Origin of the sequence: Leptolyngbya sp. PCC 6406 (assembly GCF_000332095.2) — a bacterium.
Taxonomy (GTDB): domain Bacteria; phylum Cyanobacteriota; class Cyanobacteriia; order Phormidesmidales; family Phormidesmidaceae; genus PCC-6406.
The window spans coordinates 932,968-958,112 of sequence record NZ_KI913949.1; the positions used below are offsets into that span (position 1 = coordinate 932,968).

Below are 25,145 nucleotides of genomic sequence, written 5' to 3' on the forward strand. Positions count from 1 at the left end.
ACATCCTTGCTCCTACCGCTACAGTCCCATGCTGGGGAAGACCGCCGGACAAGCCCCACGCCCAAAATTCTGGGGCCAAGATTCTGGAGTTAGTTATATCGCAGTCCAAGACTAGCTATCCATCATGGCGCGACTCCACTGCCAGAATTTATCCGTATCGGTCCGAGGACTCAGATCCTCTAGACGACGGACAAAGTCTCGGGCTACATCCATATCCTCCAGAAGAATATGGGCTCTTTTTTCCACCGGCTCTTGCCCAATCTCATGGAGCGTGAATTTGATGCCTTGAGACAGGGGGTTCCAGCTACCTGTAGACGGTCTTGTGTACCCTTCCACCTGGGTCAGCCTCGCTAGGGGAAAAGACTCGCGCTTGGACCGATACACAAAGTCCACGGTTCCGGCTGAGGTTACCTCTACAGCATTGAGTTTGGTGGAGGAGGTGATCGTAACTGCGATCGCAATGCCGATGACCAAGATGGCAAGCCATACCACCGTGTAGATCCGCTCCTCCGGAGACTGTCTTATGAGACGGAAAAGAATGACGCCCAACAGCACTAACCCCAAGGGCACGATGGGTACCCCAGAGCTGTACTGAGGGCTATAGGAGACAAGGACGTTCGCCAGGGGAAGCCTACTCCTCTTCTTCCCAGCTTTCGACCGCTAGCAAGTCCTCAATCGGATCATGCATGGAGAAGTCAAAATCCTCCATTTCCTTCCGCCAGTGGCTCCACTCATCACCAAATAGGAAGGCAACCTTCCAAATGCTGTCCGTGGGTTGAACCACCTGCCGCTTCACAAGGGACTTAACTTGACGCTGAAATTTCACCATCGGGTGGGCAACCGTCTGGTTGATCATGGTTTTGCTCATATTCGAGTTTTACAAATGTTCTTCAAAGGGGAGGCCGAAGCTCAACTCGCACGCTTAATCGAAGCGCTGCACCAGTGTGCTTCAGCGAATTCAGTTGCTTACGATAGCACAGTTTTTTCCAATTACTTGCCAGTCAACAACTGAATTACCGTTCTCAAGGGGCACTCCTCTATCGGTTAACCACCTAGGCCCGGTAACTGCCTGGCTACGCTACCATAACACCTTGCCCAGCCATTGACACCCCCTTAGCGGATAAACTTTGTTTGATCTAGACTTCACCCTGGTACAACGCTGCAAAACGCCCCATTCTGTCCCTATCGTCACCAACGCCCCCTCATCCCCCAGCCCCTGCTACGCACGTCCTCTGGCCTACTCCCAAAGGGCGAAGGGGAGTCGGATCGGAAGTCCCTCGCCCTTTGGGCTGCTGTGTACACATATTTCTGGAAGGGTGCTGATGCCCCTTGCAACCCCCCCTTAATCCAGGGGGGAAATTCTAGTCCTCCCCCTTGTAAAGGGGGAGTTAGAGGGGGTCAGGCCGGAATGCACATCAAACAGTGAATCTGCTTGCTCCCTAAGACCACTGCCACTGAGAATAGGAAAGCACTGGCATGGCTTGCTGCAAGACCATGCTGTCCCCCTTAGGCGGAGCCTGTATGGCGATCAAAAACCTTATCTTTTTTGGGTTGCTGGTGTTTGTTCCCGTCTCCATTGCCGCCCATCTGTTGGGTTGGGGAGAACTGATCGTATTTATCACAGCGGGCTTGGCCATCATCCCCTTGGCGGGTTGGATGGGCACCGCCACCGAGGAAATTGCCGTTGTCCTCGGACCCTCTTGGGGTGGCTTGATGAATGCCACCTTTGGCAACGCCACCGAATTAATCATTGCCCTCATCGCTCTAAACGAAGGACTGGTCAGTGTCGTCAAGGCCAGCATCACCGGATCCATCATTGGCAACTTGCTGCTGGTGATGGGACTTTCGATGTTCTTGGGGGGGCTGAAATATAAGGAGCAGAGCTTTCAGCCCGTTTTGGCGCGGGTGAATGCGTCCACCATGAATCTCGCTGTGATTGCCATGCTACTGCCTACAGCTTTAGCAACCACCTCCGGCGGTATGGCGGAGTTGACCTTAGAAGAACTGTCCTATGCTGTGGCATTTGTGTTGATTGGGGTCTATGGCCTCACCCTCCTCTTTTCCATGAAAACCCATGCCTATCTCTACGATGTCGGTGTGGCTGAGGATCTAGACACCGTCAATGCCCCTGATGTCGCTCTCGGAGAAGCCTCCCATGACTCCGGTACCGCCAGGGAAGAAAGCGAAGCTGGGGAAAGCCATACCCCGAATCTGAAGTTCTGGATTCCCGTGCTACTGGGGGCTACCTTGGTTGTTGCCCTAGAGTCGGAACTACTGGTGGGGGCGCTAGAGGTGGCAACGGAACAACTGGGCCTGACCCCCCTCTTTACCGGGGTGATTGTGCTGCCCATCATTGGCAATGCCGCTGAACACGCCACGGCGGTCACGGTGGCCATGAAAAACAAGATGGATCTATCGGTGTCGGTCGCGGTGGGATCTAGCTTGCAAATTGCCCTATTTGTGGCCCCGATTCTGGTTCTGGCGGGCTGGGTCACGGGGCAGCCGATGGATTTGAACTTCAACCCGTTTGAATTGGTGGCGGTGGCAGTGGCGGTGTTAATCGCGAACTCCATCAGCTCTGATGGCAAATCCAATTGGCTGGAGGGGGTGCTACTGCTGGCAACTTACGCCATTGTGGCGCTGGTTTTCTATTTCGATCCCTTGACCGGACCTTTGGGCTAGACCTGTCCTCAGGTTGCGGCGGGTTTGCTAAAATGACACCCAGCCTGGGGAATTAGCTCAGTTGGTAGAGCGCTGCGATCGCACCGCAGAGGTGAGGGGTTCGACTCCCCTATTCTCCATTTCAGGGAATTAGCTCAGTTGGTAGGGCGCTGCGTTGGCAGAGCCTGCCCGGAGGGCAATCGCACCGCAGAGGTGAGGGGTTTCTCCTCACGGAGACGCTTCGCGAACGACTCCCCTATTCTCCATTTCAGGGAATTAGCTCAGTTGGTAGGGCGCTGCGTATAGCCCTCCGGGCAATAGCCTCCGGCATGGCTACGCTAAGGCTAACGCTAGGGCAGAGCCTGCCCGGAGGGCAATCGCACCGCAGAGGTGAGGGGTTTCTCCTTACGGAGACACTGCGTGAACGACTCCCCTATTCTCCATTTCACGCACAAGACCTCCGAGGTTTTTAAACCTCGGAGGTCTTGTGCTTCTCTCTGGCCTTCAAAGACGAAGAGGTTTTGGCCTCTAGGCGGTTTCTAGGTCTTCGACACGACCGTAGAAGATGCCCTGGACCTTGATGTCCACAGGCTCGGCTGTGCCCATGTCCGTATCAGAAGGCTGATTTGCCTCAAAGGTTCCGGCAATTTCTCCGGTGTAGCTGTCTACCTTGGAAATTTGGAGAACGATTTCCCCTTCGCCAATATCAAACGCCTTGGTGTTTTCCCGGCGTAGTTCCTTGCTATCTCCCCGAGCAGGTAGAGCAACAGCGGTGTCATAGCCCGTGGCCAACCCTCGACCCTTGGGATCCAGGAAATTGGAGGTGCGGTAAGAGGGCACGCGGTAGCTGCCTTTGAGGTCGGTGTAGGTGGTGACAGCATTCAGCCCAGACTGGGACTTCGCGGTCAGACCCTTGATAGTAAAGAGAAACGGTTCCTGTTCACCACCGGGGAGCTGAACGGTGATGGCTTGGAAGTCCATGCCATCTTTTTCTGAAAAGGTCAAACTGCCATCGGATTCCAACACCAGATCGCCCCGCACTTGATTCAGGGAAGAAGTATAGCGAGTTAGGGATTTGCCACGGATGAATTCTGCTGCCCGACGGCTATTACTGGGTTCTTCTTTCACGAAGTAGGTGGTGGGTTCTAGGCAGAGCCCAGCAATTTGGTACTTCTTGCCCGAAACCAGCTCAATAGTGCCCCGACTGGTTTCTGACAGTTGAGGACAGCTATTGGCTAGACCTGTATTACGGATTTGGTCATAGGTCAGCGGAACGTCCGCTGTGGCGACCGGCCCCTCGCTACAGGCGGTCAAAAACCCCAGGCAAACTGCCAGGAAGGCAACAATCAGAGCGCGATACCTCATGGTCAACCTCAAAAATTCGGATAAATCGCTATGGAGCTTCTGTCAGCGCAGATTCTTATTAAATGGCTTTAGGGTCTAGCGCAACGAATGGAGAGAAAAATCCATTCGGTCTAGCCATCCGCCCTAGGCTACATCGGGCTACCGCAGGCTCTTTTGCCTAGGCCACCTGAATTCCCCAGACAGGGCTGTCTGCATGGCGATTTGCATATCAAAAACGCTAGGAACTCGACAAAAGCCTCAAGAAGCATTCTACATGGCGCTGTTCCCCGAATAGGCCAGGGGAGAGGGTTGAAGGGGGTTGGACGTGTAACGAATTGTGGCGTTGCAGAGTAAATTGGGGAGGACCAATGACCCTTCTGGGAAGGAAATCTAGAGCCCATGGGCGATCGCCGCGCACCCGATTTTGAACATCTATCCCCCGAGCTACAGGCATTAGCCCGCCGTATTGAGGAGATAGCCCTGGCCCGCAAAGGGGATGAAATTGCCCTACTGGAACTGCTAAGGCTGCTAGAACAGATTCACGGCTATATCCGGGAAGGATGGTTTCAGGAGGCGCTACCCACAAATCGCCAACATCTATACGCCCTGCTGAGGGAGATTGAGACGAAGGGGGGCTGGCCCCATATCAAGCGAATGCAATTGCGATCGCTACTGGCTTACTTGATGGAGCAGCAGGGGGGAGGGTGATGGGGTGTGAGGGTATTGGAGTAAATCCCGTAGGGGCGGGTTTAGCTCGTATTGACTGGGAGATCCAGGATGGTAGGCTCAAAACCCGCCCTACCCAGTGCCGGGAAATCCAGGATTGAGGTTAATACCGTAGGGGCAATCCCTTGCCTGTCCTGTTCGCGTAGCGGCTCCGCAGGAGCAACCTAGTCGTAGGATGGTTGTCCTTGTGCTGGGTGACCCGTGTTGGCGAAGCCTGCCCGTTGGCGAGGAGCCTGCCTTTGGCATAGGGCTTAGGGGTAGGGACGCGGTTTCCGCGCCCGATGCAGGATGTCACCCATGGACAGGCAATTTTGAATGGATTCCCTTGGGGTTGCCTATTCCATGGGGAGTCCCGAGGGGTGGCTAGGGTTGGGCGGTGGCGGCGGCGGGCTTTTTGAAATAGGCGTCCAGGACTTTTTTCACCATGGGAGCCGCGATCGCGCCACCGCCACTACCGGAGTGCTCACCAAAGGCCACAATGACGATTTCTGGATTGTCAAAGGGAGCGTAGGCTCCAAACCAGGTGTGATTTTCCCTGGGGGGAGCTTCGGCGGTACCCGTTTTCCCCGCAATGGGAGGAATAGAGGAATCATTTAGCGATCGGGCCGTCCCCGCCGAGATCACCTGCCGTAGCCCCTCCTGCAACACCGTCACGGTTGTGGGGGCCAATTCTAGGGATTGTCGCCAGTTCCTAGCTTCCTCATTGTCCTTCAGCAGGTGAGGAGTCACGAGGTAGCCACCATTGGCGGGCACCGCAAACATCACCGCCACCTGCAAGGGTGAGGTCTGCAAAAAGCCCTGGCCGATGGACATATTTACCGTGTCCCCTTGGAACCAGCCATAACCAATATTTTCCTGTTTCCAGGCATCGTCAGGCACCAGCCCTGGACTTTCCTCCGCCCCCAGTTCAATCCCGGTTTTAGAGCCAAAGCCATAACGTCGGGTCCAGTCTATGAGGGTTTCACCCCCTACTCGCATCCCCACCTGATAGAAAAAAGTGTCGCTGCTCATGGCCATGGCTCCCCGGAAACCCAAGGGACCAAACCCAGCGTTGTTCCAGTCCCAAAATTGGATGCCGCCAATATTGATCGAAGCAAAGGTGGGCAGGATAGCGTCAGGGGAGAATTTCCCCGATTCGATGCCCGCTGTGGTGGTGACAATCTTGAAGGTGCTGGCGGGGGCAAAGCCTTGAAGGGCTCGATTGACAAAGGGAAACTCGGCGCTCTGCAACTCCGCCCACTGGGCATCGCTGATGTTGCCCGTAAAGATATTGGGGTCAAAGGCAGGACGACTTACCATCGCCAGCACCGCCCCATTGCGGGGGTCGATGGCCACAATGGCTCCTCGGGTGTTGCCTAGGGCTGCCTCCGCCGCCCGCTGAATTTCCAAATCAATAGTGAGATGAATATCTTCCCCTGAGACCGCTGGCTTGTTACCTAAAATGCGGAGGACTCGACCGGCGCTATCTACCTCTACCTGCTGTCCGCCCCACTGGCCCCGCAATTGGGGTTCAAAGGCAGCCTCTGAACCCAATTGGCCTACCACATCCCCAAGGCGATAGTTTTCCTCTGCCCGTGCCGTCAATTCTTCTTCTGTGATTTCCCCGGTATAGCCCAAAACGTGGGCAGCTAAATCTCCATGGGGGTAGTTGCGTACTGCTTCCCCCTCTAGGCGCACCCCTGGCAGTTCTGAACTGTATTCCGCTAGGGCAGTGGCTTGGGCGGGGCTAATGCCTCGGGCCACGGTAATGGACTCGATGGACTCGTAGCCCGCCTGTTCTAAACGCATCTGAATGGATTCGGGGGGCACGTTCAGAATTTCTGCTAGACGGCTGACGACTTGGGGCCATTCGGATTGGGGCAGGGCAATAGGCCAAATGGAGACGGAATGGGACAGGCGACTGCCCGCCAATACCTTGCCATTGCGATCCAGAATGGCTCCTCGGGCTGGACGCTTGGGCACTAGGCGAATACGGTTGTTTTCGGCAAGCTGGCGGTTGCGATCGCCCTCCACCAACTGCAACTGCACCAGCCGACTGCCCATGCCCCCGAGCAAAAGCACCGAGACCACAACCATAAAAACGATCGACTGCAAGGATCGCCCTACGGTACGGTTGCTATCGCGATCGCGGACCTGAACATTAGGGAAAGTGAGGGCCATGGTTCCATCCTTAGGAGTAGACCAATGCTTCAAACTGTATCAAAAACGATTCCGTAACGATTCAGTCCGCCTATCCCTCCCCCCATCTAGGGGTGTGCAGGGTGGTTTCAGGACCGTCAGGAGACCGCTAGAGGGCCGTCATTCAGCCCAAATTGGGACAGAAACCGTTACAGACACTACATTTTGCCAGCGCTTTACCTTGAATAGTGGGGGGAATATTTTGCCTAGAGGCTAGAGGATCGCGAACAGGCTCCATCGCCCATTCCATTAAGGGACTTGCCGAAAAATAAGGTGCCCGCAGATCCCTAAGACCCTATCCGGAAACCTTCCCCAGCCCTTGATATGCCGGATCTGAAATAGGGTATTCAAATAGACCCTAAAATTGGGACATTCTGCTACATTTCAGTGGACCCATGCAGACCTAAAGGGGTCTGTAGCCCTCTAAATTCTCTAGGGAACTTTCTAGATATCTCTAAAATTGCTCAATCTCAATCTCTCAGAGGGGATGTACTGTGATGACTCAGACGGTTTCTCCCACCCGCGCCTCTCGGGCCACCACCCTAGATGTCGAGCTCAAGCAGGTTTCTAAAGTTTTCGAGGGGGAAACCGCTGTAGATAGGGTGGACCTCCAGATTCAACAGGGAGAATTCTTCAGTATTCTTGGTCCCTCGGGTTGCGGCAAAACCACCACCCTCCGCCTCGTGGCTGGATTTGAACAGCCCACCACGGGTCAAGTCCTGATCCAAGGGCGAGATGTTGGGTTCATGCCTGCCTATCGACGCTCGGTGAATACGGTTTTTCAGAGTTACGCCCTGTTTAGCCACCTCTCCGTATGGGACAATATCGCCTTTGGCCTCCGGATTAAAGGATTGCCCCGTGCCCAGACCCAGGAACGGGTGAACGATGCCCTCAAACTGGTCAAAATGGAAAGTTTTGCCCACCGTCGCCCCGCCCAACTTTCTGGGGGGCAAAAGCAACGGGTGGCCCTAGCTCGCGCATTGGTCAACCGGCCAGCGGTGATGCTATTAGATGAGCCCTTGGGAGCCCTAGATCTCAAACTCCGCAAGCAGATGCAGGTGGAATTGTCAAACCTGCACCAGCAGTTGGGGATTACCTTCATCATGGTCACCCATGACCAGGAAGAAGCCCTGTCTCTGTCCGACCGCATTGCGGTGATGCAGGATGGCCGCATTGAGCAAGTGGGCTCTCCCAGCGACATTTACGAGTATCCCAGAACACCCTTTGTGGCAGATTTCATCGGCGATACTAACCTCCTGCGGGGGCGCGTAGACTACCGCGACGGCAGTATCCTACGCATCACCACCGAGAGCGGACTCACCGTACTGGTAAAGCGGGGGGTAGAGGCAGAAGCCGCGCCCTTAGGGGATGTGGTCATTAGTGTGCGCCCAGAGAAAATTCACCTGAGTCAGACGGCCCCTGAAACTTCGGGTAACTGCTATGCCGGTTTTGTTCAGCACAAGATGTACCTGGGAACCCACGTCCATTGTGTCGTTCAACTCGAAAATGGCGACTGTCTGACGGTCTTCCAGTCCAATCGGGCAGAGCATCAACTGGAGGCGGAGACCGCTGTATATGTCTACTGGCAGCCTACCGATTGTCTGGCCCTAGCGGCCTAACCGGAGATTGTTCAAGCTCCCTAGGTACCGAGGAAGGGTAGTGTAGACTCGTTTGTGATTTTGGAGTTTAGCCAAGTCTACTGGAGGTAAAAACTGTGCCCCGTAAGCGATCTCTGTTGTCAAGTTCATCTCACCATTTCGGATCGACCCGTCGCCGATTTTTGCAGGGATCTGCTGCTGCCTTGGCTGGGGTCACACTGTCTAACTGCCGTCGCAATCTGACCAGTGGCCCAGGCGCAGAGGAGTCCACCTCCGCTACTACTGGCGGCAGCGATGGCCCCCTACGCATCTACACTTGGGCCGACTATACGAGTGATGAACTTGCCGCCCAGTTTACTGAGCGCACTGGCATTGAGGTCGTCATCGACATCTACGACTCCAACGAGACGATGTTGGCCAAGATGCAGGCAGGGGGCGGTGACGGCTACAGTATCATCTACCCCTCCGACTACATGGTGCAGCAGATGCTGGAACTGGAGATGCTGACAGAACTGGATCAGGATCGCCTCCAGGGGTTAGAAAATATGCTGAATCAGTGGCAAGACCCGGTTTACGACTCGGGTAATGCCCATAGTGTGCCCTTTAGCTGGGGCACGACGGGTCTGCTGTACAACACCGAGGTTGTTTCTGGTACGCCAGAGGATTGGGACTACCTCTGGGAGAATCAGTCTTCCCTCGCGCGCCAAATTACCCTGCTAGACGATGTGCGGGAGACGATGGGGGCTACCCTGAAGTCCTTGGGCTATTCCTACAATTCCACTGACCCCGCTGAAATTGAGGAAGCCTATGAACGACTGGTGGAAATCAAGCCTGCCCTGGCTTCCTTTATGTCCTTTGGTTATGAAGATGCCCTCTTCGGCGGAGACTTGACCGTTGTTATGGCCTACTCCGTGGACGCCATCTCTGCCACCATTGAGGACGATCGGATGGAATACATCGTCCCGGCTAGTGGCTCCTCTGTGTGGACGGACACGATGGTGATTCCCACATCGGCCCCTAATGTGGATGCGGCCTATGAATGGATGAACTTCATGCTGGAGCCGGAGGTATCCACCAGTGCCGTCGAGAGCCTGTTCTTTGCCACTCCCAATGCGGTGTCCCTAGATCTGCTCTCCGATGAGGTGAGGAATAATGAGGATCTTTTCCCCTCCGATGAGGTGCTGGCGCGCTGTGAGGGCATTGCTCCCATTGGTGACGCGACGGATCTCTATGACGAGTATTGGACCAGACTTACCAGCGCATAGGCATTGCCATGGCCCTATCTTCTCCGCCGCCTACTGTTTCCCCCCGTCCGTCCCAGAGCCCGTGGCTGCAAAGACTGCGGGGGGCCATTGGCCCGGTCACTCTGTTGGGTCCCCCTGGCATTTGGCTCGTGTTGTTTTTGGTCTTACCCACCCTGCTGATCTTGGACATCAGCTTTGTGCCGGGGTTGCGACCGGGACAGGCGACGGATGGCTATGGCCTGGGCAACTATTTCCAGATTTTTAATCCCCTATCGGAGGTCTTTGATCCGGTTTTTCTTCAGGTGATTGGGCGATCGCTGTTTTACGCCATCGGCACTACTCTGTCCTGTCTGGTGGTGGGGTTTCCGGTGGCCTACTGGCTGGCGATCATGGCTCCGGCCCGCTGGCGCAATATCCTGGTGGTGGCCTTTGTGTTGCCCCTGTGGACTTCGTCGTTGCTACGGGCCTATGCCTGGATTAGTATTCTGCGTCCTACGGGACTGTTGAATAGTTTGATCACTTGGCTTAGTGCGGGTCTTGGGGTTCCCCTACCTACCCAAAACTGGCTCTACACCTCGACGGCGGTGCTCATTGGACTGACCTATAGCTTTCTGCCCTACATGGTGCTGATTCTCTATGCCTCTTTGGAAAAGCTGGATCGATCGCTACTGGAGGCTGCTGCTGACTTGGGGGCGGTGCCCAGTCAAACCTTTTGGAAGGTGACGGTGCCCCAGAGTTTGCCGGGGATTGCGGCGGGCTGTTTGCTGGTGTTTATCACTAGCATGGGGGATTTTGTGGTGCCGACGTTGCTGGGGGGAGCCTCTAGCATGACTATTGCCCGACTAATCTACAACCAATTTTTGGGCATTACTCGCAATTGGGGTTTGGGCTCAGCCCTGAGTATGGTGCTAATCTTTGCGGTGAGTTTGGGGATTGCTCTACTGCTGAAGTATGGCGATCGCAGTTCTGTGTCGGAAACCTAGGGGATTAAGGGTGTGAGAGGCAGTCAGTTCCAATTTCGATTCCCTTTCTCGTGGCAGGGTTTCCTCACGGTGGGGATGTACGGGTTTATGTACATCCCCATTTTGGTACTGGCGATTTACAGTTTCAACGATTCCCAGCGCTATACCTCTGTATGGCAGGGTTTTAGCCTGCGCTGGTACCAAACGCTGTTACAGGACAGTCGTATTTTCAATGCCCTCCAGGACACCCTATTCATTGCCTGTGTGGCGGTGGGCATTTCCGCTGTGCTGGGGACGTTGATGGCTCTGGGGCTGGCGAAGTATCGGTTTTGGGGCAAGCCCCTGTATCGGGGTATTTCCTATCTACCGTTGATTATTCCTGATATTGCGATCGCAGTTGCTACCTTGGTCTTTCTGGCCTCCATGGCGGTGCCCCTGAGTATTTGGACTGTAATCGCCGCCCACATGGTGTTTTGTCTGGCCTACATTGCGGTGGTGGTGTCTAGTCGCCTGAGCGGCCTTGACCCCAATCTGGAAGAAGCAGCCCTAGATCTGGGGGCCAATCCGGTTCAAGCGCTCATTAAGGTGCTTTTGCCGGAGCTTATGCCCGCCATTGTCTCCGGCTGTCTGCTGGCCTTTGTCCTCAGCGTGGACGATCTGCTGATTTCTAGCTTCACCGCCGGGAGCGGAGCCAATCCTCTGCCCATTGAAATTTTTAGCCGCATCCGCACCGGGGTTAAACCCGATATGAATGCCCTCAGTGTGCTGCTGATTATGGGCTCGGGTTTGATTGCCGCCCTAGCGGAATATTTACGCTACAAGGGCACCCAGCGGCAAGGGTAATATCAAGTTGCGCCCCTATTTCACTGATCATTCATCGTATTCAAAACTACAAAACAATTTCGAGACCTACTGTATCCAGGCATAAGGTCATTTTTATCCTCCCCCCATGCTAGTCACTCAGCAGCCTGTGTTCCGCCGCTTTTGGTATCCGGTGATGCCCCGTCAGCGTCTAGCCGAAGGGCCACAAACCTTTGAACTGCTGGGAGAATCCTTAGTCCTTTGGCTAGATCAGCAGGGACAGCCCGCCGCAGTCCGAGATCGCTGTTGTCACCGCACTGCAAAACTCTCCCTGGGCCGCGTAGATCAAGGGCGCATCTGTTGTCCCTATCACGGCTGGGAGTTTGACCCCTCAGGGGCCTGTGTGCGGGTGCCCCAGCTTAAGGCAGATGCAGCAATTCCGGCCCATTATCGAGTGGCAGCCTATCGCTGCACAGAACGCTACGGCTATGTTTGGGTCTGTCTAGAAGATCCCCTCCTGGATGTTCCTCAGATTGACGAAGCCGAAGATCCTAACTACCGGCTGATCCAGGAATTTTATGAGCCTTGGCAATGCGCGGGGCTCCGGGTTATGGAGAACGAACTGGATCTGGCCCATCCCACCTTTGTCCATACCGAAACCTTTGGCAGCGAAGACCACCCCACCCCAGACAAGCTGGAGATCACCGAAACAGACTGGGGCATCCATGTCTATGGCACCTTGGGGGTGGTGAACCCCGAACTGCAACAGCAAAACCTCAAGATGGCTGAGGCCCAGACCCTCCGTACCCTAGAAATGGACTGGCTGATGCCCTTCACCATCAAGCTCAAAATCACCTATCCCAATGGCCTGGTGCACATTGTTGTGAACACCATGACCCCCATTAGTGATGGCTGCTCCCAGATGGTGCAGTTCTGTGTCCGCAATGATACCGAAGTCGATACCCCTGCCGCTGCGGTGATTGCTTTTGATCGGGCCGTCACCCTAGAAGACAAGCACATCCTAGAATCCACCGATGATGATGTGCCCCTTAGCCTCAGCCAAGAGGAGCATATGTTTACCGATCGCCCCGGCATTATGATTCGCAAAAAGGTGGCTGCTCTGCTCAAAACCCAGGGGGAAGCTGCCCTCCAAACCCATTAGGGATTGCGATAAAAGGTCTCTAGGCTGGCGGAATCCCCCACGAAGCGCCAGTGCCAGGGTTCGTACTGGATATTTTGGGGATTGTTGAGGGGGAAAGACAGCTCAAAACTGTAGCGGGTGGCGTTTTGTTGCAGCCAACGGAAAGCCGCAGTTTCCTCGAAATTGATCTGCACATTAGTTTCAGGGGCATTGGCGTCGCCAAGATCAACGGCATAGCCCGTGTGGTGCTCACTGTAGCCCGGTGGGGCGCTAACCTCAGCGCGAGTAGTGGCGTCTTGGCCCCGCTCTGCCTTGATACTAAAGAACAAATACTGCTGATCTTGCACCGATCGAAAGCCCGAGAGGGGCATCAGGGTGACGCCCTCGACTCGTGCTGCCGCCATCATGTTCTCCAGTGCCTCAGCGGCGGCGACGTGGAGTTGAATCTCGGGGGCAGAGGGTAGGGGGACGAGGGATTCCGGGGGCGCTTCAGCGTAGGGGCGATGACCCAGCAGGGTGCCGCTGCCCTCGGGAATGGCGGCGGAAGGGGGAACACTCAGGGTCGTCACTGCTGGCCGGAAGGATAGGGGCTCTAGGGAGCCCACTTGGTAGGTGACCCAAGAAACCATCAGCCCTGCTAGGGCGCTGAGGAGGCCAACACTAAACCACAAGACCCAGCGCTGAGTCCCCCGCTGGCCCCCAGGACGATTGGGGGTGAGGCTATCTCGTTGGGCCTCAGGCACATCGTCAATAGATCTAAAGGAGTTGGGAGCCACTCGCCACCGTCCGTAGGAATCTTGTGCAGAACAATAGTCTAGAATCAGCGATTGGCTCTAGGTCTAGGGTAAACCGTGACCTCTATCACCTGACCGCCGGGAAGATGCCTGTAGTCTTTTTTATAATCTGTCGGTAGATTACCCTACTGCTGAGGCATCTGTGTGATGTTCCCTGGAGAATGTTCCATAGGATGCGAGGGTCATTGGTGTAACCGCCCCGAAGGAGCTAGACCGGCCCCAAGGGGCAATCGCAGTTAGAGCTACCGTTTTTCAGGGTCGGAAACCATGGGACGGGTGCATTTTTTCAGGGTCGGAAACCATGGGACGGGTGCATTGTATTGAGTCCGCCATAGCTTCCCCTACAGCTTTAAATTACACCTCCATCCCCTGACCGTAGAGGATGGGGAGATATATAGCGGTTCCCTAATGTATGAGGTACAACACCTCAACTTAATCACCCTTCGGCGAACAAGGGGCTTAAGCCCCTTGTTCGCACTTAACCCGAGTGAGAACCGCTATAAGAGCACGATCTCTACCTGCCCCTCACAAGCGTTCTCCTGGACGCTGTGGATATCATTTGGGCTAGGGACTATTGTCCGATTCGTCACTCAGTAGGAAACAGACAGGTTATGAGTAATGGGTCTCCCCCGTCCGTGTGCAGTGAAGCCATTTCCCCGTCGGCCCTGACCGGCACCTCTCTGTCCCTCCGCAGTTTTCCTGAAACCACGATTCAACTGCCAGCCCAGGCCCAAGTGCTGCAACCCCAGGCCCAAGGGCTAACGGTTCAACCCCGGTCAGTCCTGCTGGAGCAGGCGATGGCTGCACTGAAGGGGGCGATGTGGGGGGCTGCAACCCAATTGCAGCGTCCGGTGGAGCGACTGTTGTTGGTGCTGCCAGATAAGACCCGCACCCAGATGGCGGCCAATTTACTCCTAGACAGTGTGTTGGCCTTGGCCCCAGCCCAGGGGGTTTCCACCATCACCTTGCTCTACGGTTTGGGCACTCATCCTCTGATGGAGCCGGAGGAAATCCGGCGGCTTATGTCTCCTGCACGGGCTCAGGGGTTAGCGGATTTGGGTGCCCATATTCATCAGCAGACGACCAAGACAGTGACCAATCCCATGACTTTTGTCACCGTGTGGCAGGATCAGTCCGGCCCAGAGGTGGCGGTGGCGGATCTATGGGGGCTGCGGGAGCCCCTGCTCATGGCCTGGGCTGCGGCCCATCAGCGGGATGCTTCCCTGTGGCTGGGCTGTTTTCCCGCCGTGGCCCAGGCGGAACGGGCGGGCTTGGTGGGGCTGCTGCGATCGCTGCACCAAGCCCGTCCTGCTGCTTCCCATCCCTTGGTGGTGGATTGCCGAGATCCCCGTTTGAACCACTGGCTCCAGACCCAATTGGGGGCGTCGGTGGCGACCTCGATCCACATCCACACCACACTGCCGGATCTGGGGCAGGAGCCGGAGACTGGGCGGGAGATTCGCTTTCTGGATCGCAATCGCCAGGGACAGTTTTGCCTACGCCAGGGGGATCGCTACACGATTGAAGTCCCGGAACTGCTTTTTACCCACGATCTGATTGTGGTGGCGGGGGATACTCGCATCCACCCCTACGAGGGGCGCTTTGGCAGCGGCGGCATTAACAAAATGTTGGCGGTGGGTATTGCCAGTCTCAACGAAATTCGCCGTAGCCACAGTACCCGCATTCTCATGGACCCCCTGACACGGGTGGGGGAAGGTCGCAGCCCCTTTGTTCATCGGGTGGCGGCTACTGCCCGCAGCATCCGCGATACCCTCCGCACCCGCCCCGACAGTCGGGCCATGGTGGATCCCTATGGCCTCACGGTTATCGGTCAGTCGGAGGATGCTATCTGGCGCATGGCCTTTGGTCAGGAGGAACAGATTCGTCAGCCCCTAGCCCAAACCCTGACTCAGCGCTACACCGTCTCTGTTCGCAAGCCGTTGGACGTGGTGATTAGTGATGTGGAACGGCATAAGGGTACGGATATTACGGCGGGGGCGCGGGCACTGCAATACCTCTGCGACTGGCATCGTCCCAGTAATCTGCTGCTGAACCATCCTGAGCAGGGGTGTGTGGCGCTATTGTTCAACCCCTGCGGCGAACCGAAGAACAATAATGGTATTGGCAATGATGGCACTAAGCTGCACATGGATGTGCTGGGGGATCTGCTCCAACGTCTGCGGCCCCAACTGACCCGCAGCCTGACTCAGGCGACGACGCCGGACTCGGCGCGGCAACTCTTGACCTTGACTCGCCAGACTGTGTTGGGCCGTTGGCAGCAGCACCTATGCAGCATCAGTGAAGCGACGGAATGGCTGGTGGACCTCCAGCGTATTGCCCGCACGGGCTATCACCAGACGCGCCAGGGGAAGGTGACTCGGGATTTCACCAAGTATCTCCAGGAACGCCTGGAACGCTATGGGCGGGGACCGAACCATGTGAATCGTGCGATCGCGGCAATCGACTATCGATTTCAGCACACGGGGGACTGGCAGGCGTTGTTAGCGGCGCTGACGGATACTGCTACCCTTTACCAGGAGCATGAGGGGTTAGGCGAAGGGGGCCAGCGGACCCTGCGACTGCTGCGGTTATGTCGGACTTTTATGACACTTGCGATCGCAACTCAGCAGCGAGCAGTGCTGGACTATTTGAACTGGCTCGACCCAGATATTACCGCAGACCTGCCAGAAACGGTGCAGATCGCCTATCGCCAGCAGGGACTTCGGGCCAGTGTGCTGGGATTGGTTCCTATTGACTTGAACCATCAGTCTCCCACCGATGCCACCGCCCTGGCCCTGCGCTATTGCCAATGGCATAAGCCCGAGGCATCAGAAATCAATACAGGGTTTCTTAGCCATCCCCTGATCCTCCGGCGGGTGTGAGACGCTTGGCTCAGTTCAACCCTACCCTTATCGCCAACGGTAGCTTTGGCGGAATTCTACCCCTGAGACACCACGCCTCGGCCCTCATCCCCGGTTTCCCTGCTGGTAATCACCTGCTATAACTCAAACGTGCGAGCTACAGGGGACATCTATGGCCAACTACAGCGACATCATCCGAGTCTTACAGCGGGATCTGCCCACCCGCGAAGCTGCCTATCCTCTAATGGATCTGGCCTGCCGCAGCCGTCTCTGGCTCCATCCTCAGCCCACCGGACGGGTGTGTCTGTTTTTCCACGGCTTCACCGCTGGTCCCTACCAATTTGAGCCCTTGGGGGAACGGCTGCACCGGGCAGGCTACAACGTGTTGGCCCCCCTGCTACCGGGCCATGGACGGGCGGGAACCTGGGATGCCCAGACGCCGTCGCCCTTACCCGACGATCCTAAAACTTATCTACAATTCGCCCTGCAATGGTTCAACCTGGCACGACAAATGGGGGATCGTGTGGTGGTAGGGGGGCTGTCGGGGGGGGGAACCCTGGCGGCATGGCTGGCCTTTGAGCAGGCGGCGGCGATTGATCGAGCCTTGCTGTTTGCCCCCTATCTCAGCGCCAGTCGTCGGGTGGTGGATCTGTTTGTAAAAACCTTCGACAGCTACTACGCTTGGGACCAGACCGGTAGTTCGGGCTACCCCGGTTTTGAGTTCAAGGCCCTGCGGGCCATCCTCACCATCGGCGAATACGTGATGGCAAAATCCCGCCAAGGCCCCAGCGCTCCCCTCTTTGTCATCTCTAGTGAGAGTGACAAGGCGGTCAATAATATGGACCACCAGACTCTCTTTGAGCGGGGGCTGACCTACCAACCTAAGTGCTGGTACAACCGCTTTGGCCGAGTACTAGACATTCCCCACACGATGATGACCGCCGCTGAGGGCAATACCTACCAGGATTTGCTAAATAGCATGGCCCAAGCCTTCATTGAGAGTGATCTGACCTGGGCAGAGGTGGAGGAAATCGCCTTCCGCATGACCCAGGGCCGGACTTTCCCCACGGTGATACAGGAGTTGGGCTGGGCCAATCGCGCCTCTCGGGATATGCCCGCCATGATTACGATGGTGGATAAATGGGCCATTGTGGTTAAACGGCAGCAGGGCAATCGTCGGGGTGCCCATGGTCGCCGAGGGCGCGATCGCTAACATTGCCCATCACCTGCCGTAGATCATCTCGAACGCTTAACAGACAACCCTCGGCAGTCGGGTGCATGGGCGTTGGTATACAGCGTTTCAGCAATGTTCTTTCGGCAAATCCAACTCATCACGCATTAATTGATCAGTTGTCACGTCAAAAGTATCTGCCACTCTAAGAATCATTTCAGCGTTAGGAACCTTCCTTCCCTTCTCTAACTGCGATACAAATGTATTGTGAACACTTAGCAAATTACCTAGTTCTGTCAGTGTCAAGCCTCGCCGAATTCTTAGTTGATATAGCTTTTCCCCAAATCGCCTCATAAATTTAGTTGACTCAGCAATAAGGATGGCGCTATGCTTTCATAGCAATAGCTATGAATTTGCGCTTGTAAATTGGTGACGTAAGCACTATGCCCCTTTCGGTGATGAAAAACAAGGCTCTAGTTGGCGGAAAAGAGGCTGCAAGTCTTTATGGTCACTTAACCTGTGCAGAGTACTTTGCAGGAATCGGTCTAGTCAGATTAGGACTAGAGCAATTAGGTTGGAACGTTGTCTTCGCTAATGACTGGGCGCATAGCAAGTTCGAAATGTACTCAGCCCACTTTAAAGATGCGAATAAACATTATAAGGTTCAAGATATTTTTTCCATTTGTCCTGCCGATATTCCTGACACGATACTTGCAACAGCATCATTTCCTTGTATTGATTTGTCTTTAGCAGGTAATTTAGAAGGTATTGATGGACGGCATTCCAGCGCTTTTTGGGGGTTCACCCAAATTCTTGATAGTCAAGCAAATAAGCCTAAGATTGTGATGCTTGAAAATGTAGCTGGTTGGCTCACATCAAACAGCGGAAAAGACTTCCGAATCACAGTTAAAGAATTGAATCGACTAGGTTATGCTTGTGATATTTTCACTATTGATGCGGCTCATTTTGTACCTCAAAGTAGACCAAGAGTATTCGTAGTTGGAATACAAATATCTAATGTCAATCAGGATATATTCGTTTTCTCTAAGCGCTCTTCCTCACTTAAAACGCAAACACTCGAAAAGGCCGTTATAACTAATCTCGATCTATGCTGGCACTTTTTGGATATTCCATCACTGCCAGACAAGATAAAAGCTGACTTGAGTTTTGTCATAGAAAATATTTTAGATGACGATGATCGCTGGTGGTCTGATGATGAAGTAAAGCGTCATTTGAATATGATGTCGCCCATCAATCTCTCATACTTACAAGGGCTACAGGAGTTATCAATATATTCTTACTGTCCTATGTATAGGCGGGTTCGCGGAGGCAAGCAAAGGGCAGAACTTAGAAAAGATGGTTTTGCAGGTTGCCTAAGAACTGCAAGAGGTGGTAGTAGTCGGCAAATGCTTGTTAGAGTTGGGCAAGGAACTATTAAAATGCGCCTAATGACACCTCGGGAATATGCGAGGCTGCAAGGTGTTCCAGATGATTATCCACTTCCACTACAAATCAATCAAGCTTTGACAGGGTTTGGTGATGCTGTTTGTGTACCTGTTATTGTCTGGATTGCTGAAAATATCTTGAATCCTTTAGCTAAGTCGCTTCGAGAAAGTAGCTTAGTTCTCCACTCGTAATTTCTAGAAGCCGAACGCCTTGGTTCTTAACAAAACCATACGTTACTGAACGCCGAAATCTTTGCCTGTCTGCGGCTTCATAATTTTGAAGGAGTTCGGGTAGCCACCTATCAAATGTAGCAATCATTTTGGTACGTTCAACCAACCAAACTTCAACATTCATATAGGTTTCGCTTCTGGCAACAAAAATGTGATCTACATCCCTGTCATCGGCTAGTTTATTTAGTCTACGATTTCTATGGTACTGGTATTCAAAACTACTTCCAAGTGTGGCAGATTTCACTTCGTAGTTCACCAAATCCGCCCCATCTCCTTTTCTTGCTCTATCGTTCACTAAAATTGCTGCAAACACTTCCCAATCTTTTGAACCTACGCTACCTTGCAAGGAAAAACCGTACTGTTCATAAATTTCGGCTTTATTCCGGCTGTACTCGAGGATGTATGTTCTGTAGAAAGAGTAAGCTTCTTGGGCTTGAAGCGTTGGCACGCGAATCACCCTCACAAGGACTGCACGTCGAGGATGAGTATACGAAAGAATGCAGCCTGTATAACTATGTACCAAGTATAAAAAATGACGGATAAGTCTAGCCTTGGGGGTGTTATCCGTCATTTTTGACAGATAAGTCCGGTGCTGGGGGTGTATCCTAATTTAGATTGATGTGGTATCGCATTGATCGTCATCTGAATCGGGGTCAGAACTTCGAGGGAATAATTCATTAACGATCCGGATATATCTCGCTGCTAGGGATGCCACCTCTTTGTGAGCCATGTCTAAAATCATCCGCATCTGCTCACTATCTTCTAGGGGAACATAGTTTCGACTGTCCATGTATGCCTCTATCTTTTGAATTGCCTCTAAGTCATCTCCTAGAAATTCTCTAAAGTCCAATCCTCTTTTTTTGCTGTTACAAGGCTTACAGCTAGGGACTAGATTGCCAAGTCTATGCTCTCCTAACTTTTCTTTGTTGATGGGAATTGCATGTTCGATAAGCAAGTCCGCGTCAGCATTGCAATAGGCACATCTTCGTGAAAAGTAATCCTTTGTGTTTTCCCAATCTTTTTCACTAAAGGATTCATTTCCTAATCTACTTAGAATATTTCTGACAAATAAGTTCTGAGCATTACCGATGGCGTTGCCACGATAACGGCTGTTCGATCTGGCTGTAAAAACCTTATTGCCGGAATCACTGCTAGTCAATGTTGGATTGTAATTTTCCAGTTTTGACTTGGGTTCAATATTCTTGGACTTTAGATATTGGAAAAATAAGGGTCTACTTGATTCAAACCACTGACTGGTTACCCGTACCCTTGTGCCCCTAACCAAATAAACATCAGTCCAATATCGCTTTGATTCAGTTTTTTCAATGTCTTCAACAGCAGCACAAAAAGGAAAGTTTACTCCAAATGTGCGCTTTGAGTAAGCAGGATCAAGAAGAAAATCGATTTCATTATGATCGCCAGTATCACAATGGGAAAATATTTCTCTAATGTGTGCTTTTACGAATTGGCCAATTTTCATGATACTTCGTACTGACAGGACGATTGACTTTATCTGCAAATCCAAATGCCTTCGTTACGGATATTTTGGAGAAAAGGGTTGTTAGCGTTTTTGAACTTGTCAGATGAAATGAAGTGCCGAGAAATAACGATATCGTTATCCAAACAAATTTGAGCGATGAATTCGCTGCTGCGATCGATTTCTCGATACGGATTAATCGGGGCATCTAAAACCACAAGAATATCAATATCTGAAAACTCATGGGCATCTTCTCTTGCCTGTGAACCGTAAAGGATTACCGCTTTCAGTTGCTCACGATAAAGCGCCTGAAGGTACTGCTTCACGCTTTTTAGAATGGCGTTTCGTCGCGTGTGCTTCATGGCTTGGGCCGATCGCGCGTCTATCCAATACTGTAGTCTCTATGTTGAAGGATCGCGCATCAGAGACACCCCGAAAGCAACGCGATCGCAGATCTCCCCGCCATCCCACCTCACCAAGCTGCGATCGCGCTCTCTCCCAATCACCCCATCGCCACTGGACGCCCCTCTACAGCAGCGCACCAGCAACGCGATCGCTGTCCCAAAAGGTCAAAGCATAATTTGCAGGGGTCTCAGCTTCGCGATCGCGGCCAGTAGCAGGGGAGCACAGGCGGTTTGGCAACGCCGCTCTTGGGAAACATCAAGCCCGCAATGAAACCGATTTTGCCCAACCTGTCGCATACATCTACTACAACCCCGTCAAGCATGGCTTGGTCGCAGTCCCCAAGGCTTGGCCGTAACCATCCCCTGAACGGATTCCCTGGAACGGCTACGATTGGCCGGACTCTGGATCGTCCACGACTCCCTTATCAACTCACTCAAGGTCGAACTAGAATAAGCAACAGAACGCTAATAGAGGCGGGTAAATGCAGGTAGAAGAATTGAAGCAAAAGCTTGATGCCCTTAGCGCCGAACATTTACAGCAAGTTGCGACTTTCATAACGTTGCTGGAGTTGCGGCAGCATCGAACGATATCACCGACTCCTTTATGGCATCGGCTCAGTTATATCGAAAGAGTAAAAGAATTAAAGGAATGGTTAGCTAATTTGCCTCACGGTCAAGGGCAAAGCTTGCCAGATTCAGCATTTGACCGAGCGAGTATTTACGACTAATGACTCTCTATCTGCTCGACACCAATGGCGACAGTGTAACTCAACAAAACGTTTCTTACTGTTGGGTTTTACTTCGTGCAATCTAACCTACAGCGATGGGCGATCGCACTTAATTTTCCTCAACCAGATATCTGGCTTTTGCTATTACCCACGATTCAGTTCTCTTGCTCTCTGTGATTTTTTTCAGAGCATCTACAGCACGATCTTCCCGAAGGATATGGCGAGCCTGTGAAACTCTAGTTCTTGCCCCACCCTCTGCATACCCCTCAATCTTCATCAAGGCTTCAACCAAGTCGTCATCGCTCTTTTCAAGGTCACTGAATGCCTCAAAATATTTGGCAAAGCATCCCATTCCAACTGACTGAATGCTTCTTTGTAGTTGGTCGTCGTTCCTTGGCTTAGCCTCACGCATTAATACGGTCACTGGTATCGTTTTGGCCACCTTTGGCCATTTGCGGTATAGTTCATTTGAACTATTTACCCTGAAGCTCTGTCCCATACAGGTTACACCTACTGAGGGGGAAGACTGTTCTGCCTGAGTGGCCGAAACGATGATTAACACCGCACCAGGCACTTGTCAGAATCGCAGCCAGCGGGGCCAGCCTCCACCAGATCACCGCGATCTCTACTAACATCGACCTTCAAAGCCTACGGCGTTAGCGATAATAGAAGGCATAAAGATGGCGGCACTGCTCTGAACCGAGCTGAAAAACCCAGGAAACTGAGATGACAGCCTACAAAACCTTCATTACGATTGATGATCCGAACCAGGTTATTCTTTACGACTTGCCCTTTCAGAAAGGGCAGCGAGTTCGTGTGGTTATCCTATCGGCAGAAGACGAAGCGGTTATCATCAGTCAGCGGTTTCGTGACCTCTTCAGAGTTACCCAAGCGCTGCCAGATGTAGCAGATGTCACCGATGACGATATCCTGACAGAAATTGCGGCTTATCGTCGGGGCGCATGAAGACAGTCATTGTTGACACCAATGTTCTCGTCTCTGCCATCCTCAGGGACAGAACCCCAGAACTTGTCATTCAGTACATTGTGGAGAACCCCGATGTTGAGTGGGTTGCATCGTCCGAGATTCTGGCCGAATATAAAGCCGTTTTGGCCCGTCCAAAATTTCGCTTACCTCAAGACCTCCAAAATGCTTGGACAACCCTATTAGAAGCTGCGATCGCGATCGTTAATGTGGACATTACAGCCAGTTTCCCAAGAGACCCAAAAGATGCAATGTTTCTCAGTTGCGCGATCGCAGCAGATGCGGACTTCATCATCACCGGAGACACTGATCTGCTCAATGCTGAGCTGTCGATCAAGACCAATATTGTGACTGTCGCCACGTTTAAGGCTTTGTTTTGTGACACCTCGGCAGATAGCTAGCCTAAGTTTCATCCGCCAGCATCGGTATCGCGTCGCGGCAAGCGGAAGGGGGAGCAGGCAGTTTGGCAGCCCCGTTTTGGGGAACATCAAATCCGCGATGAGACCGATTTTGCCCAACCTGTCGAATACATCCACTACAATCCTGTGAAGTATGGGCTGGTTGCTGTACCAAAAGATTGGCCTCATTCCAGCTTCCACAAGTATGTCTGAAATGGCATCTACCAATAAGACTGGGGCGCAGAAGTAGCGCCCAATTTCACCCAAAATATCGGCAAAGAATAATCATAGGTTGGGTGAAATGAAATGAGACCCAACATTAACGTGGTGGCGTTGGGTTACGCTATCGCTTCACCCACCCTACATAACTGGGGCGCAGAAGTAGCCCCCAAGTTTAACGAAAATATTGGACAAGAATAACCGTAGGTTGGATGAAATGAAACCCAAAATGTTTTTGAGCCAAGTCTAAAGAGTGCTCTAGGTGCACCACAAAACAGAATAGTTTGACTATAATCTAGATGTACTATATGTAGTCAGGCTTTGAAAATCAACCTGATTCTGTTGCCATGGTTTTAGCAGATTTGTATCTTGAACACTGCGAAGATGTAATCCAGATTTTAGGTGACTCTGGCATAGAGGAAACCATAAAAACATGTCGGTTTGAATCTAACAATGTTGTTGAGGTTTATTCTGACACCTTAGATGTGGAAGAAGGCAGTAAAATTCAGCGAATTCTTCCAGGTGGTAAGACAATGCTATATACAGTTTTAGAAGTGGATTTTCGCTCTGCCACTAAACATGAAGGGTCTCTATTGTTTCCTGCACATTACATCCTAAGCGTTAGGAAAGATTCTTCTTTGAAGAAAGGCAGGCAGGCATCTACAATAAACATCAAAAATTGCCACGCCGTCCAAGTTGGAGATGATAATATCCAACAAATAATGGCTTCTTTCTCAAACCTTGAACAACAAATTGATTCTTCTTATGCTGCCCCTCAAGAGAAGCAAGAGGCTAAAAATCTACTGTATCAATTTCTTGAGCATCCGCTAGTTACATCTATTCTTGGTGGAGTAAGTGGTGGAATAGCTGGTCTTTTGTGAAATTGGACTTTGCATGTCTAAGTGCAATTTCAGCTAAGAGGGGCTGGAGTTTCTATGGGGTGAATGAAATGAAGTGCAACCCAACACTAGCATATGGCTTAATGTACTGGATTGCACTTATGCTCCTCTCAACCTAATTAGGAAATCCATTTCTCCAAAAAAAACTTTGTCAGTTCCTGAATCTCAGCTTTTTCTGGCTCTCCTGCGGTATGAGAGAAAATATTGCCAAGCTGAGTCCAAATCCCTATAATTTCTTGTATGGTTGGCTGTATTGTTTTGGGTGTATCCACTCTGTAGTGAACAGAACAATTCCTCATTGAAACCAATCTTTTGATTCCACTGATATGTAATCGCCCATCAAAAATTTCTTCTTTGAAACAAAACAGGAGTTTGGGCATCAATTCAGAGCGATCTATGCTTTGATAGAGCTCAGGAGTTAATTGTCCTATCTCTTTAAGAAAAAATAATTGGCGATTTAGAATTGACTCCAAGCAAATCGTGAGATTTATAACGTGACCTACCATGTCAGTCGTAGATTGAAGTTTTCTCGACCTCTCAATTTTTCTGTTAGACCTTGAAGCAAAGTCCAAAGAGGAATACCAAGCATCTGCTAAATTGTCCAATGTTTCTGGATCCAAGCAGTCCCTTGTGATCCTTGCTTGATGTTCTAAATATTCGGCAAGGTTATTTGGCATTTCAGGTTCCTCCCAGGAAGGATCGACAACTTCTATTGCCCTTATCTTTTCACCAAAAATATCGCTGGCAACCTCGTAAGCGGCAGCATCATGAGCATATCTAAATGCTTCGTGCAGCAAGAACTGAGCAACATACTCCGCAGAACCAAAGCTTTCAATGGGGTTTATTTTAGCCATTGCAATATCAGACGGTAGGTTGGGT

The 25,145-nt window shown here is 52.4% G+C and carries 26 protein-coding genes and 2 tRNA genes; 17 read left to right on the plus strand and 11 right to left on the minus strand.

Annotation, left to right across the window (positions count from 1 at the left end; translation table 11 throughout):
- Positions 1-111: 111 nt before the first annotated feature.
- The gene (locus tag LEP6406_RS0204340) at positions 112-570 is read right to left on the minus strand and encodes a hypothetical protein (protein WP_008314765.1); all 459 of its coding nucleotides are present in this window, start codon (positions 568-570) and stop codon (positions 112-114) included.
- A 61-nt stretch (positions 571-631) separates the two neighbouring features.
- Entirely contained in the window at positions 632-868 is a 237-nt protein-coding gene (locus LEP6406_RS0204345; RefSeq protein WP_263971133.1) for a DUF4327 family protein, read from the minus strand.
- 653 nt (positions 869-1,521) lie between these two features.
- Here LEP6406_RS0204345 and cax point away from each other — a divergent pair.
- The 3 genes from cax to LEP6406_RS32625 all read left to right on the plus strand — a co-directional run bounded on the left by cax (position 1,522) and on the right by LEP6406_RS32625 (position 2,927).
- Entirely contained in the window at positions 1,522-2,682 is a 1,161-nt protein-coding gene (gene cax / locus LEP6406_RS0204350; RefSeq protein ID WP_027268835.1) for a calcium/proton exchanger, read from the plus strand.
- Between the two features lie 46 nt (positions 2,683-2,728).
- Positions 2,729-2,801, plus strand: a tRNA-Ala gene (locus LEP6406_RS0204355).
- A 5-nt stretch (positions 2,802-2,806) separates the two neighbouring features.
- Positions 2,807-2,927, plus strand: a tRNA-OTHER gene (locus tag LEP6406_RS32625).
- A 262-nt stretch (positions 2,928-3,189) separates the two neighbouring features.
- Here LEP6406_RS32625 and LEP6406_RS0204360 read toward each other — a convergent pair.
- A complete protein-coding gene (locus LEP6406_RS0204360; RefSeq protein ID WP_008313000.1) occupies positions 3,190-4,026 on the minus strand; it encodes a photosystem II manganese-stabilizing polypeptide in 837 nt (278 codons plus the stop codon).
- Positions 4,027-4,404: 378 nt separating this feature from the next.
- Here LEP6406_RS0204360 and LEP6406_RS0204365 point away from each other — a divergent pair, with 378 nt between their 5' ends.
- Positions 4,405-4,713, plus strand: coding sequence for a hypothetical protein (locus tag LEP6406_RS0204365; protein WP_008313002.1), 309 nt, complete (start codon positions 4,405-4,407; stop codon positions 4,711-4,713).
- A 381-nt stretch (positions 4,714-5,094) separates the two neighbouring features.
- On the opposite strand, the gene mrdA is transcribed toward LEP6406_RS0204365, so the two are convergent.
- Positions 5,095-6,891 carry a penicillin-binding protein 2 gene (mrdA, locus tag LEP6406_RS0204375; protein ID WP_008313006.1) on the minus strand — a complete coding sequence of 599 codons (1,797 nt, stop codon included), beginning with the start codon at positions 6,889-6,891 and terminating at the stop codon, positions 5,095-5,097.
- Positions 6,892-7,406: 515 nt separating this feature from the next.
- On the opposite strand from mrdA, the gene LEP6406_RS0204380 reads away from it, so the two are divergent.
- From LEP6406_RS0204380 to LEP6406_RS0204400, 5 genes are all read left to right on the plus strand, one after another.
- On the plus strand, positions 7,407-8,528 hold the full coding sequence (locus LEP6406_RS0204380) for an ABC transporter ATP-binding protein (RefSeq protein WP_008313008.1): 1,122 nt from the start codon (positions 7,407-7,409) through the stop codon (positions 8,526-8,528).
- A gap of 116 nt (positions 8,529-8,644) precedes the next feature.
- Positions 8,645-9,772: an ABC transporter substrate-binding protein gene (locus LEP6406_RS0204385; protein WP_225886409.1), complete on the plus strand. Its 1,128-nt coding sequence runs from the start codon at positions 8,645-8,647 to the stop codon at positions 9,770-9,772.
- Positions 9,773-9,780: 8 nt separating this feature from the next.
- Positions 9,781-10,734: an ABC transporter permease gene (locus tag LEP6406_RS0204390; protein ID WP_008313013.1), complete on the plus strand. Its 954-nt coding sequence runs from the start codon at positions 9,781-9,783 to the stop codon at positions 10,732-10,734.
- 87 nt (positions 10,735-10,821) lie between these two features.
- Positions 10,822-11,556 carry an ABC transporter permease gene (locus LEP6406_RS0204395; protein WP_008313016.1) on the plus strand — a complete coding sequence of 245 codons (735 nt, stop codon included), beginning with the start codon at positions 10,822-10,824 and terminating at the stop codon, positions 11,554-11,556.
- Positions 11,557-11,662: 106 nt separating this feature from the next.
- Positions 11,663-12,676, plus strand: coding sequence for an aromatic ring-hydroxylating dioxygenase subunit alpha (locus LEP6406_RS0204400; RefSeq protein ID WP_008313019.1), 1,014 nt, complete (start codon positions 11,663-11,665; stop codon positions 12,674-12,676).
- Here the strand turns inward: LEP6406_RS0204400 and LEP6406_RS0204405 are convergent.
- Complete coding sequence (locus LEP6406_RS0204405; RefSeq protein ID WP_008313022.1) at positions 12,673-13,431, minus strand: M15 family metallopeptidase; 759 nt, start codon at positions 13,429-13,431, stop codon at positions 12,673-12,675. The two genes, LEP6406_RS0204400 and LEP6406_RS0204405, sit on opposite strands and share 4 nt — an antisense overlap.
- A 629-nt stretch (positions 13,432-14,060) precedes the next feature.
- Here LEP6406_RS0204405 and LEP6406_RS29940 point away from each other — a divergent pair.
- Together LEP6406_RS29940 and LEP6406_RS0204415 are read left to right on the plus strand one after the other, a co-directional pair.
- Entirely contained in the window at positions 14,061-16,331 is a 2,271-nt protein-coding gene (locus LEP6406_RS29940; RefSeq protein WP_008313025.1) for a hypothetical protein, read from the plus strand.
- Between the two features lie 151 nt (positions 16,332-16,482).
- A complete protein-coding gene (locus tag LEP6406_RS0204415; protein ID WP_008313027.1) occupies positions 16,483-17,523 on the plus strand; it encodes an alpha/beta hydrolase in 1,041 nt (346 codons plus the stop codon).
- 87 nt (positions 17,524-17,610) lie between these two features.
- Here the strand turns inward: LEP6406_RS0204415 and LEP6406_RS30885 are convergent, their stop codons facing one another.
- Complete coding sequence (locus LEP6406_RS30885) at positions 17,611-17,835, minus strand: helix-turn-helix domain-containing protein (RefSeq protein ID WP_008313029.1); 225 nt, start codon at positions 17,833-17,835, stop codon at positions 17,611-17,613.
- 89 nt (positions 17,836-17,924) lie between these two features.
- On the opposite strand from LEP6406_RS30885, the gene LEP6406_RS0204425 reads away from it, so the two are divergent.
- Complete coding sequence (locus tag LEP6406_RS0204425) at positions 17,925-19,118, plus strand: DNA cytosine methyltransferase (RefSeq protein WP_008313031.1); 1,194 nt, start codon at positions 17,925-17,927, stop codon at positions 19,116-19,118.
- Here the strand turns inward: LEP6406_RS0204425 and LEP6406_RS0204430 are convergent.
- From LEP6406_RS0204430 to LEP6406_RS0204440, 3 genes are all read right to left on the minus strand, one after another.
- Positions 19,078-19,614: a hypothetical protein gene (locus LEP6406_RS0204430; protein WP_027268837.1), complete on the minus strand. Its 537-nt coding sequence runs from the start codon at positions 19,612-19,614 to the stop codon at positions 19,078-19,080. The genes LEP6406_RS0204425 and LEP6406_RS0204430 overlap by 41 nt on opposite strands.
- A gap of 153 nt (positions 19,615-19,767) precedes the next feature.
- Entirely contained in the window at positions 19,768-20,637 is an 870-nt protein-coding gene (locus tag LEP6406_RS0204435) for an HNH endonuclease (protein ID WP_008313035.1), read from the minus strand.
- 29 nt (positions 20,638-20,666) lie between these two features.
- The gene (locus LEP6406_RS0204440; protein WP_008313037.1) at positions 20,667-20,996 is read right to left on the minus strand and encodes a nucleotidyltransferase domain-containing protein; all 330 of its coding nucleotides are present in this window, start codon (positions 20,994-20,996) and stop codon (positions 20,667-20,669) included.
- Between the two features lie 41 nt (positions 20,997-21,037).
- Here LEP6406_RS0204440 and LEP6406_RS32630 point away from each other — a divergent pair, with 41 nt between their 5' ends.
- Together LEP6406_RS32630 and LEP6406_RS0204445 are read left to right on the plus strand one after the other, a co-directional pair.
- A complete protein-coding gene (locus LEP6406_RS32630) occupies positions 21,038-21,214 on the plus strand; it encodes a hypothetical protein (RefSeq protein WP_155834626.1) in 177 nt (58 codons plus the stop codon).
- A gap of 306 nt (positions 21,215-21,520) precedes the next feature.
- A complete protein-coding gene (locus LEP6406_RS0204445; protein WP_008313038.1) occupies positions 21,521-21,766 on the plus strand; it encodes a hypothetical protein in 246 nt (81 codons plus the stop codon).
- A 109-nt stretch (positions 21,767-21,875) separates the two neighbouring features.
- Here the strand turns inward: LEP6406_RS0204445 and LEP6406_RS0204450 are convergent, their stop codons facing one another.
- The gene (locus tag LEP6406_RS0204450) at positions 21,876-22,265 is read right to left on the minus strand and encodes a hypothetical protein (RefSeq protein ID WP_027268838.1); all 390 of its coding nucleotides are present in this window, start codon (positions 22,263-22,265) and stop codon (positions 21,876-21,878) included.
- A 227-nt stretch (positions 22,266-22,492) separates the two neighbouring features.
- Between LEP6406_RS0204450 and LEP6406_RS0204455 the strand changes: the two genes are divergently transcribed.
- From LEP6406_RS0204455 to LEP6406_RS26535, 3 genes are all read left to right on the plus strand, one after another.
- Positions 22,493-22,732, plus strand: coding sequence for a hypothetical protein (locus LEP6406_RS0204455; protein ID WP_008313040.1), 240 nt, complete (start codon positions 22,493-22,495; stop codon positions 22,730-22,732).
- Positions 22,729-23,151, plus strand: coding sequence for a putative toxin-antitoxin system toxin component, PIN family (locus tag LEP6406_RS0204460; RefSeq protein ID WP_008313042.1), 423 nt, complete (start codon positions 22,729-22,731; stop codon positions 23,149-23,151). The genes LEP6406_RS0204455 and LEP6406_RS0204460 overlap by 4 nt, the downstream gene beginning before the upstream one ends.
- A 563-nt stretch (positions 23,152-23,714) precedes the next feature.
- The gene (locus tag LEP6406_RS26535) at positions 23,715-24,248 is read left to right on the plus strand and encodes an RIP homotypic interaction motif-containing protein (RefSeq protein ID WP_008313044.1); all 534 of its coding nucleotides are present in this window, start codon (positions 23,715-23,717) and stop codon (positions 24,246-24,248) included.
- Between the two features lie 137 nt (positions 24,249-24,385).
- On the opposite strand, the gene LEP6406_RS0204470 is transcribed toward LEP6406_RS26535, so the two are convergent.
- The gene (locus LEP6406_RS0204470) at positions 24,386-25,120 is read right to left on the minus strand and encodes a hypothetical protein (protein ID WP_008313045.1); all 735 of its coding nucleotides are present in this window, start codon (positions 25,118-25,120) and stop codon (positions 24,386-24,388) included.
- Positions 25,121-25,145 lie beyond the last annotated feature (25 nt).